This is a genomic window from Streptomyces sp. NPDC037401 (genome assembly GCF_055602345.1).
The window spans coordinates 25,615-36,658 of the sequence record NZ_JBVJWO010000040.1; the positions used below are offsets into that span (position 1 = coordinate 25,615).

Annotated in this window: 4 protein-coding genes and 1 pseudogene; all 5 read left to right on the top strand. The window is 73.2% G+C overall.

From position 1 onward, the window contains the following. Nucleotides 1-98: 98 nt before the first annotated feature. On the top strand, nt 99-338 hold the full coding sequence (locus ACZ7H1_RS31660; RefSeq protein WP_470791276.1) for a phosphopantetheine-binding protein: 240 nt from the start codon (nt 99-101) through the stop codon (nt 336-338). Next, nucleotides 335-1,585, top strand: coding sequence for a cytochrome P450 (locus ACZ7H1_RS31665; protein ID WP_470791278.1), 1,251 nt, complete (start codon nt 335-337; stop codon nt 1,583-1,585). The genes ACZ7H1_RS31660 and ACZ7H1_RS31665 overlap by 4 nt, the downstream gene beginning before the upstream one ends. Beyond that, nucleotides 1,582-2,319, top strand: coding sequence for a thioesterase II family protein (locus ACZ7H1_RS31670; protein WP_470791279.1), 738 nt, complete (start codon nt 1,582-1,584; stop codon nt 2,317-2,319). Before ACZ7H1_RS31665 ends, ACZ7H1_RS31670 begins: the two co-directional genes overlap by 4 nt. Before the next feature lie 52 nt (nt 2,320-2,371). Next, a complete protein-coding gene (locus ACZ7H1_RS31675; protein WP_470791281.1) occupies nt 2,372-5,470 on the top strand; it encodes a type I polyketide synthase in 3,099 nt (1,032 codons plus the stop codon). Nucleotides 5,471-5,524: 54 nt separating this feature from the next. Further along, a pseudogene (locus tag ACZ7H1_RS31680) lies at nt 5,525-11,035 on the top strand (type I polyketide synthase); the annotation flags it as partial. Between the last annotated feature and the right edge of the window lie 9 nt (nt 11,036-11,044).

Genomic DNA, 11,044 nt, shown 5'->3' on the forward strand with positions numbered 1-11,044 from the left:
AAGGCCCCGGTGGCCGTAATGCCGGTGACGGCCCGGAAACAGGGCCGGAAATGACGCGAGCGGGCACTCCCGGTCGGTGGAGAAAGGGAAGACTGGCAATGGAATCGGTGTCGCTGGCGCAGGAAATCGCCGGTATATGGAGCGAGTACCTCAACTCCGGCCAGGTCGGGGTGGAAGACGACTTCTTCGTGCTCGGCGGCAATTCGCTGACCGGCATCAAGATCATCGAGCGGGTGTCGCAGGACTACGGCGTCCAGCTGTCCGTGCGCGACTTCTACCTCGCGCAGACCCCGGCCCGCGTCGCCGAGCTGATCGAGCAGGGGAGGGCGGCGGCGTGAGGCTGACGCCCGGTCCCGCACGCGACGTCGACCTCGCCAGCCTCGACCTGTTCGACCTGGACCTCTACACGACGGGCGATCCGCACCCGATCTGGGACGTGATGCGCGCCAAGGCGCCGCTGCACCACCAGGTCCTGCCGGACGGCCGCGAGTTCTGGTCGGTGACCCGCTACGAGGACGTCCGCCGCGTGCTCAGCGACCACCGGGAGTTCACCTCCGAGCGCGGTACGGTCCCCACCCACCTGGGGACGGACGACCCCGCGGCCGGCGTGCTGATGACGTCCACCGACCCGCCGCGGCACACCGAGGTCCGCCGGCCGCTCGGCACCAAGCTCACGGCGCGCGCGGTGAAGTCCTGGGAGGACAAGATCCGCGCCACCATCGTGCGCTTCCTCGAGCCGGCGCTCGACGGCGAGGTCTTCGACCTGGCCGAGAAGGCGCTCCTGCTCCCGGCGATGGTCACCGGCCCCCTCCTGGGCCTCCCGGAGAAGGACTGGGAAGAGCTCGTCCAGCTGACCGCGATGGTGACGGCTCCCTCGGACCCGCACTTCCAGCTGGGCAACGAGGCCGCGACCCTGGCCATCTCGCACCACGAGCTCCTCACCTACGTCAGGGACTGGGTCAAGACGCGCCGGAACACCGGCGAAGAGGACGAGAGCCTGCTCCACCACCTCATGACCTTCCGCCCGGGCGGCGAGGCCCTGTCCGACGAGGAGATCGCCCTCGACGGCTACAGCATCCTCCTGGGCGCCAACGTGACCACGCCGCACACCGTCTCGGGCACCGTCGAGGCGCTCATCGAGCGCCCCGTGCAGTTCGACAAGGCGGCGGCCGACCTGACGCTGGTCCCGAACCTCGTCGAGGAAGGCCTGCGCTGGACGTCGGCCGCGTGCAACTTCATGCGGTACGCCGTCGACGACGTCGAGATCGGCGGGGGCACGATCCCCGCCGGCGGGGCGGTCGTGGCGTGGATCGGGTCGGCCAACCGGGACGAGACCCTCTTCCCCGACCCGCACACGTTCGACATCACCCGCGAGGGCGCCAAGCGCCAGGCCGCGTTCGGGTTCGGGACGCACTTCTGCATCGGCGCCCCGCTGGCCCGGATGACGCTGCGCATCTTCTTCGAGGAACTGCTCACGCGGTTCGAGTCGCTCGAGCTCGCCGGCGAACCGCAGCACCTGCGGTCGTACTTCATCGCCGGCATGACCCACCTCCCCATCGTCGGCAAGAAACGGCAGACGCCATGACAACCGGCTCCACCACCGCCCCCTCGCCGTGGTTCGTCCGGCCGCAGTCCGCCGAGCACCCCGCCCGGATCTTCTGCTTCCCCTTCTCCGGGTCCGGGGCGTCGGCCTTCAGCGCCTGGCCGGCCGCCATCGACGACGTCGAGGTCAGCCCGGTGCAGTTCCCCGGCCGCGAGAACCGGCTCGGGCACCCGCACTACGGCTCCTACGAGAACCTGGCCGACAGCCTGGTCGACCCGCTGGAGCCCCTGCTGGACCGGCCGTACGCGTTCTTCGCGCACTGTGCGGGCGCGATGCCCGCGTACGAGACCGTGCTCCGGCTCGCCGCACGCGGCCTGCCCGGCCCCGACTGCCTCTTCGTGTCGGGCCAGCCGGCCCCGCACGACGCCTCGCGCGACCGGATGCTCGCCATGACCGAGCCCGAGCTGCGCGCCGAGCTGGAGGCGTTCATCCGCAGCCGCGGGATCGAGCCGCGGCCGGACATGATCGAGCTGGGCATGCTCGTGCTGCTCCGCGACCACGCCGCCGCGGGTGCGTACCGGCGGCTGGAGCCCGCCAAGGTCGACTGCCCGATCGTCGTCCTGCACTGGAGCGACGACGCCGACGTCACCCTCGAAGAACTCCAGGGATGGCGCCAGTACTCGGACTCGGTCGAATTCCGGGTCGTCGACGGCGGCCACTACGACTTCATGGACGCGCCGGACGAGCTGTTGAAGCTGATGACCAGTTGGCGGTGAGAGCAGTGCCGCCCGCAAGAGCCATATGCCGAGGGAACCGGAAGGAATTCGTATGAGTGGCGCAGCCGCCGATATTGCCGTGATCGGGATGTCGTGCCGGTTCCCCGGTGTGCAGAACCTGCGTGAGTTCTGGCAGCTGCTGGTCGACGGGGAATCGACCGTGGGGAAGTTCCCCGAGCACCGTGCGGCCGGATCGAAGTACACCTCGCATCCGGATGCGGACACCCTGGGCTCGGGTTCGTTCCTCGACTCCATCGACGGGTTCGACGCGGAGTTCTTCGGCACGGGTCCGGCGGAGGCGGCCGCCATGGACCCCGTGCAGCGGCTGGGCCTCGAGCTCGCCTGGGAGGCCGTCGAGGACGCCCGTATCCCGGCATCCGCCCTCGCGGGCCGCGAGGTCGACGTCGTGGTGGGCACCGCGCCCTCCGGGTACGACGCGCTGCGCAAGCTGACCGGCAGCGACCGGGACGACCACTACGCCGCGCTCGGCGCCAACGGCGCGATGATCGCGAACCGCATCTCGAGCCGGTTCGACGTCCGCGGCATGAGCTTCTGCGCGGACTCCGGCCAGTCCTCCTCGCTGGTGTCGCTCGCGCTGACGTGCGACCGGATCCGCAGCGGCGCGGTCGACATGGCGATCACGGGCGGCGTGCACCTGATCGTCGACCCGGAGGCGGGAGCGGGCCTGGCGAACATGGGCGCCCTGTCGCCCGACGGCCGCTGCTTCACCTTCGACGACCGGGCCAGCGGTTTCGCCCGCGGCGAGGGCGGGGCCTTCGTCGTGCTCAAGCGGCTCGACCTCGCCGTCGCCGACGGCGACCACATCTACGCGGTGGTGCGCGGCTGGGGCGTCGGCAGCGGCGGCGCGACCACCCGGATGCCGGACCCCAGCCCCGTCGGGCAGGCGGCGGCCGTGCGGACCGCCCTCGAGCGCGCCGGCGTCGACTTCGACAGCGTCGACTACGTCGAGGCCCACGGCACCGGCACCCGCATGGGCGACCCGGCCGAGGCCGCCGGTCTGCGCGAGGTGTTCCGGGAGACCGGCCGCAGCCGCCCGCTGGCGATCGGCTCGGTGAAGACGAACGTCGGGCACCTGGAGCCGGCCGCCGGAATCGCCGGCTTCGTCAAGGCCGCGCTCTGCGTGGACCGCGCCCAGCTGGTCCCCAGCCTGAACTTCCGCTCCCCGAACCCCGCCATCACGGACTTCCACGAGGACTTCGAGGTCCTGCGGGCCGCGCGGCCCTGGCCGGGCGGGCCCGGCCGGCCGCGGCGCGCCGGGGTCTCGGCGTTCGGCATGGGCGGCACCAACGCCCACGTGATCCTCGAACAGGCCCCCGAGGCAGGCACGCACGCCGCTGCCGCAGGCCGGGACACGGCCTCCGCGGGCGCGTCCGGCGTGCTGCCCTGGGTGCTGTCGGCGCGGTCGGAGCCCGCCCTGCGCGAGCAGGCGGCCCGGCTGCGGGACCTGGTGGCCGCGGACTCCTCGCTGTCGGCGTCCGACATCGGCCACTCGCTGGTGACGACGCGCTCGCAGTTCGACCACCGGGCCGTCGTGCTCGGCGGCAGCCGCGAGGAGGCGCTCGCCGGTCTCGACCTGGTGGCGGCGGGCGGCGACTCGGCGCACGCGGTCCGCGGGGTCGCCACCGGTCCGACCGGTCCCGTCGTCTTCGTCTTCCCCGGCCAGGGATCGCAGTGGCTGGGCATGGGCAGGCAGCTGTACGCCGAGTCGGAGGCTTTCGCGCGCTCGGTCGACGAGTGCGAGCGGGCCCTGGCGCCGTACGTCGACTGGTCGCTGGTGGACGTGCTGACCGGTGCGGACTCGGCCGCGTCGCTGGACCGCGTGGACGTCGTCCAGCCGGCGCTGTTCGCGATGGCGGTGTCGCTGGCCCAGGTGTGGCGCTCGCTGGGAGTGGTCCCCGACGCCGTGGTGGGCCACTCGCAGGGCGAGATCGCCGCGGCGTGCGTCTCGGGCGCGCTGTCGCTCGAGGACGCGGCGCGGATCAGCGCCCTGCGCAGCCGGGCCCTGATCGACCTGTCGGACCTCGGCGGCGGGATGAGCGCGGTCGCCGCGTCCGGTGCCTGGGTCGAGGAGCGCCTGGCGCAGTGGTCCGGGCGGATCTCCGTGGCCGCCGTCAACGGCCCCGCGTCGGTCGTGATCGCCGGTGACGGCGAGGCACTGGACGAGTTCGCCGAGCAGGCGGCCGGCGAGGGCGTCCGGGTGCGGCGGGTCAAGGTCGACTACGCCTCGCACTGCCACCACGTCGAGCGCATCCGCGAACGCGTCGTCGAGGACAGCGAGGGCGTCCTGCCGAGGGAAACGGCGGTGAAGTTCCACTCCACCGTCACCGGCGGGCTGCTCGACACCCGCGAGCTCTCCGGCACGTACTGGTACGACAACCTCCGCTCGATGGTGCGTTTCGGCGAGGTCGTCGGAGACCTGATGCGCGACCACGGCGGGGTGTTCGTGGAGGTCAGCCCGCACCCCCTGCTCCAGGTGGCGATGGAGGAGGCCGCAGATGCGCTGGCGTCCCCGCCGGTGCTGGCGAGCACGCTGCACAAGCGCGACGGGAGCGCGCGCCAGATCCTGGCGTCGCTGGCCGGGCTGCACGTGCGCGGTGTGCCGGTGAACTGGAAGCCGGTGTTCGCCGGCGGCCGGCCGCACCGGATCGGCCTGCCGACCTACGCCTTCCAGCGGCAGCGGTACTGGCTGAAGGCATCCGACAGCACCGCCACCGCCGCCGCGCCCGCCGGGCAGGCGGACGGACCGGGCCCCGGTGCCAGGGCGGCCGGACTGCGCTCGGAACCGGATGTCCTCACGCTCGTGTGCGAGGAGACGGCGGCGCTGATGAGCGCGAAGGACGCCAAGCTGACGGGCGCCGTTCTCGAGGCGCGGTCCGCCGAGACGTTCAAGGTCCTGGGCTTCGACTCCTCGATGGCCGTGGCACTGCGCAACCGGCTCGCCGCAGTGGCCGGAGTACGGCTCCCGGCCACCGTCGCGTTCAGCTACCCCAGTCCTCAGGCGCTCGCCGCCCACGTCTTCTCGCTCCTCGAGCCACAGGCGCCGGTCGCCCCGGAAACGGTGGAGGAAGCGGTCCTGGAAAGCGGTACTGATGATGATTTGTATGCATTGATCGACCGCGGATACCTGTAACAACACCGTTCGTGTAAGCAACTGTTGGGGGAGGCCCTGGTGGAGGATGTCGAGAAGCTCCGGTCCTACTTGCGACGCGCCGTCGGCGACGCGCAGGACCTGCGCGAGCAGGTGCGAGAGCTCGAGGAGTCCGCTCGCGAGCCCATCGCGGTCGTGGGTGCGGGGTGTCGCTTCCCGGGTGGTGTGACCTCCCCCGAAGGGCTGTGGGGAGTCGTGTCCGGCGGTGTGGACGCGATGAGCGAATTCCCGCTCGACCGCGGCTGGGACGTGGAGGCGCTGTACGACGCCGATCCCGAGGCGCCCGGCAAGACGTACACCCGCTCGGGCGGGTTCCTGCACGACCTCGCGGAGTTCGACGCGCCGTTCTTCGGCATCAGCCCGCGCGAGGCGCTGGCGATGGACCCCCAGCAGCGGCTGATGCTGGAGACCTCGTGGGAGGCCCTGGAGCGGGCCGGCATCGACCCGGCCGCCCTGCGGGGCTCGCAGACCGGTGTGTTCACCGGGCTCTACGCGACCGACTACGGCCCGCGGATGGGCGGCGGGGCGGCCGGCGAGGTCGAGGGCTACGCGATGACGGGCCTGTACAACAGCGTGGCCTCGGGCCGCGTGTCGTACACGCTCGGCCTGGAGGGCCCGGCGCTCTCCACCGACACCGCCTGCTCGTCCTCGCTCGTCGCCGTCCACCAGGCCGTACGCTCCCTGCGCTCCGGAGAGACCACGCTGGCGCTGGCCGGCGGCGTGACCACCATGCCCACCGCGGGCATGTTCGTCGAGATGGCCCGCCAGCGCGGCCTGTCGGCCGACGGCCGGTGCAAGGCCTTCGCGGATGCCGCGGACGGCACCGGCTTCTCCGAGGGCGCGGGCGTGCTGGTCCTCGAGAAGCTCTCGGACGCACGGCGCAACGGCCGCCGGATCCTGGCCGTGATCCGCGGTTCCGCGGTCAACCAGGACGGGGCCTCCAACGGCCTGAGCGCGCCCAACGAACTCGCGCAGCGGCGCGTCATCCGGGCCGCCCTCGCCGACGCCGGCCTGGGGACCGGCGACGTGGACGTGGTCGAGGCGCACGGCACCGGCACCAAGCTCGGCGACCCCCTGGAGGCGGAAGCCCTCCTGGCCACCTACGGGCAGGACCGCGACCCGGGCAGCCCGCTGTGGCTGGGGTCGCTGAAGTCCAACATCGGCCACACCCAGGCGGCCGCGGGCGTCGGCGGCATCATCAAGATGATCATGGCGATGCAGCACGGCGTACTGCCCAGGACGCTGCACGTCGACCGCCCGTCCACCCACGTCGACTGGTCCACCGGCGCGGTCGAGCTGCTCACCGAGGCCCGGCAGTGGACCACCGCACCGGACCGCCCCCGGCGCGCCGGCATCTCCAGCTTCGGCATCAGCGGCACCAACGCCCACCTGATCCTCGAGCAGGCCCCCGAGCAGGTACCGGCCCGTCCGGCCGCGGATTCCGCCGCCCCCGGGGCCGTGCCCTGGGCGCTGTCGGCACGGTCGCCCGAGGCGCTGCGCGAGCAGGCCCTGCGGCTGCACGACGCCCTCGCCGCCGACGCGGACCTGCCGCTCGACGGCGTGGGCCACGCGCTGGTGACCACCCGCTCGCTCTTCGACCACCGTCAGGTGGTCATCGGCACCGGCCGCGACGAACTGCTCGCCGCCCTGGCCGCCGCTGCCGCCGGCGACGACGGCGGCCCCGGCCGCGTCGTGTCCGGGGTCGCGAAGCCCGTGGGCAAGACCGTGTTCGTCTTCCCCGGCCAGGGCTCCCAGTGGGCCGGCATGGGCCGGGAACTGTGGCAGTCCTCCCCGGTGTTCGCGCGCCGGATGCAGGAGTGCGCCGACGCGCTCGCGCCCCATGTCGACTGGTCCCTCCACGACGTGCTCGCGGACGCGGACGCACTGGAGCGGGTGGACGTCGTCCAGCCCGCGCTGTGGGCCGTGATGGTCTCCCTGGCCGAGGTCTGGCGCTCGTACGGCGTGCAGCCCGCGGCCGTCGTGGGCCACTCGCAGGGCGAGATCGCCGCCGCCGCCGTCGCGGGCGCCCTGTCGCTCGAGGACGCCGCCAAGGTCGTGGCCCTGCGGTCGCGGGCGATCCTCGCCCTGTCCGGACACGGCGCCATGGCGTCGGTCTCCCTCCCCGTGGAGGACGTGCAGGAGCGTCTGACGGACGGACTGTCGGTCGCCGTGGTCAACGGCCCCAAGTCCGTCGTCGTGTCGGGCGACCTCGCCGAGGTGGAGGCCTTCCTGGCCGCCTGCGAGGCCGACGAGGTACGGGCCCGCCGCGTCCCGGTGGACTACGCCTCGCACTGCAGGCACGTCGAGCCGATCCGCGAAGAGCTGCACCGGGTGCTCGCGGGACTGGAGCCGCGCACCTCCGAGATCCCGTTCTTCTCGACCGTGACCGCCGACTGGCTCGACACGACCGTGATGGACGGCGAGTACTGGTACACCAACCTGCGCCAGACCGTCCGCTTCGAAGAGGCGACCCGCGCGCTGGCCGCCCAGGGCTTCCGCTTCTTCGCCGAGGCGTCCCCGCACCCCGTCCTGACGATTGGTATCGAACAGACCCTCGACAGCGCGGGGGTCGAGGCCACCGCCGTGGGCACGCTGCGCCGCGGCGACGACAGCCTCGCGCGCCTGCACCAGTCGGCGGCCGAGGCCTTCGTGGCCGGCGCCGCCGTGGCGTGGGAGAAGACGTTCCCGGGCTGGGACGGCCCGTGGGTCGAGCTGCCCACGTACGCCTTCCAGCGCCAGCGCTACTGGCTGAACACGCCCGGCGAGACCACCGCCGAGAACACGTCGGACCACCCGCTGCTCGACGCCGTGATCGACCTGCCCGACGACGGGGAGAACGGCGGCCTGGTGGCCGGCGGGCGCCTGTCGCTCGAGCGCCAGCCGTGGCTCGCCGACCACGTCGTCCACGGCGCCGTACTGGTGCCGGCCACGGCACTGCTGGAGATCGCGGTCTGGGCCGCGCACAAGGCCGGATGCGACGTCGTCGACGAACTCACCCTCGAGACGCCGCTCGTGCTGTCCCGTACCGGCGACCGGGAGATCCGCGTCGTCGTCGACGGCAAGAACGTCGTCAGCGTGCACTCCCGCGGCGAGGGCGAATCCGACTGGACGCGCAACGCCGTCGGCGTCGTCGGGTCCGGCACCGGCCAGACCCCCGCCGAGGACGGCCTCGGCGCGTGGCCCCCCGCGGGCGCGGCCGCCGTACCGTTCGAGGACGAGTACGCCCGGCTGTCGGCCCTCGGGTTCGGCCACGGGCCCCTCTTCCGCGGCCTGCAGAAGGTGTGGCGCCGCGACGACGCCCTCTTCGCGGAGGTGGAGCTGCCCGCCGCCGACGGCGCGGGCGGCCGGTACCGCATCCACCCGGCGCTGCTCCACGCCGCGCTGCTCCCGGTCGGCCTGGGGCAGATCGTCGACGCCTCCCGGCCCGAGGGCTGGCTGCCGTACCGCTGGACGGGCATCCGCGTGAACTCCGCCCGGCCGACCGCGCTGCGCGTGCGCCTGGCCCCCGCCGGCGAGAACACCCTCTCCGTGACGATCGCGGACGGGAACGGATCCCCCGTCGGCGGCGTCGCCTCCCTGACGCTGCGGCCCGCGGACGTCGAGAAGCTGACCGAGCTGAGCTTCGACCACCAGGACTCGCTGTTCCAGGTGGACTGGGCCGCGCTCACGGCCCCGTCCGGTCGGGCCACCGGCCGGTACGCGGTGCTGGGAGCGCCCGACACCGTCGCCGCAGCCCTGGGACAGGGCGCGGAGGTCTTCGCCGACCTCGCCGACCTCGCCGAACTCGCCGCCTCCGGCGGGGAGGTGCCCCCCGTCGTCATCGCCGGCCTCGACCGGCCGGACACGGACGCCGGCGACACGCCCGCCGCCGTCGAGCGCACCCTCCACCGGGTGCTGCGCTGGACGCAGGACTGGCTCGCCGACGACCGGTTCTCCGACTCGCGCCTGGTCATCGTGACGCACGACGCGATCCACGACGAGCAGGTCTCCCGCCCCGACCCCGCGCAGACCGCGGTCTGGGGATTCGTGCGCACCGCGCAGACCGAGAATCCGGGCCGGTTCGCCCTCGTGGACACCGACGGCCGGCCCGTATCCCTGGCCGCCATCCCGGCAGCCGCCGCAACCGGCGAACTCCAGCTCAAGATCCGGGCCGGCGCGGTCACCGCTCCGCACCTGGCACGCGCCGCCGGCGGGACCACCGCCGGGGCGGAAGGCCTGCCCGCCCTCGGATCCGGCACGGTGCTGATCACGGGAGGCACCAGCGGACTCGGCGCCATGCTGGCCCGGCACCTCGTGGAGCGCCACGGCGTGCGCCGGCTGGTGCTGAGCAGCAGGCGCGGCCCGGCGGCCCCGGCGGCTGCCGGACTGCGGGACGAACTGACCGGTGCGGGAGCGCAGGTCGAGATCGTGGCCTGCGACGTCACGAGCCGGGAGTCCGTCGCCGCGCTCATCGCCGCGGTGCCGTCCGAGCACCCGCTGACGGCGGTGATCCACTGCGCGGGCGCGCTGGCCGACGGAGTCGTCGAGGCGCTGACCGAGGAGCGCGTGAACACCGTCCTCGCACCGAAGGTGCACGGTGCCTGGCACCTGCACGAGCTGACCCGGCACCTGGACCTGTCCGCGTTCGTGCTGTTCTCCTCGATCGCGAGCGTGCTCGGGACGGCGGGACAGGCCAACTACGCAGCGGCCAACGCCTTCCTCAACGGCCTCGCGGAGGTCCGCCGGGCCGACGGCCTGCAGGCCACCGCGCTGTGCTGGGGCTTCTGGGCCGAGCGCAGCGAGATGGTCGCCGACCTCGTCGACGCGGACGTCGTACGCCTGCAGCGGCAAGGCGTGCAGCCGATGGCGTCGCAGCAGGGGCTCGCGCTCTTCGACGCGGCGCTCTCGCTGGACGCGCCGGTGCTGGTGCCCGCACGGCTGAACCCCGCGGCCCCGGGGGCGGCCTCGCCGCTCCTGCGCGGTCTGACCGGGACGCCCGGCGGACCCGGCGGCCCCGCGGGCCGCGAGTCCGCCGGCGTCTCGCTCGCGCAGCAGCTGGAGTCGCTGTCGCCGGCCGACGCGGAGGCGGTGCTGCTCGACGCCATCCGGGCGCAGACCGCGCTCGTCCTCGGCCACCCGGACACCGCCAAGGTCGGTCCCGGCGCGACGTTCAAGAAGCTGGGCATCGACTCGCTCACGGCGCTGGAGCTGCGGAACAAGCTCTCGGCGCTGACCGGCCTGAAGCTGCCCGCCACGCTCGTGTTCGACCACCCGAACCCGAGCGCCCTCGCGCAGTTCCTGAGCGCGAGCATCACACCCGACTCCGCAGCGCCGCAGTCCCCGGCCGGTCACCTGGCCAAGGAGATCGAGGGACTGGGCGCCCGCCTGGAGGACGCGTTCCTCCAGCTCGCGCAAGAGGAGCAGGACACCATTTCCACGCTGCTCGGCGAACTCCAGGGCCGAGTCCGTTCGCTGGTGGGCGCCGGAGCACCCGTCGGCATCGCCGACCAGATCAGTTCGGCCTCGGCGGGAGACCTTCTCGCGCTTCTGGACAAAGAGCTCGGCTAGGGGAGAGCA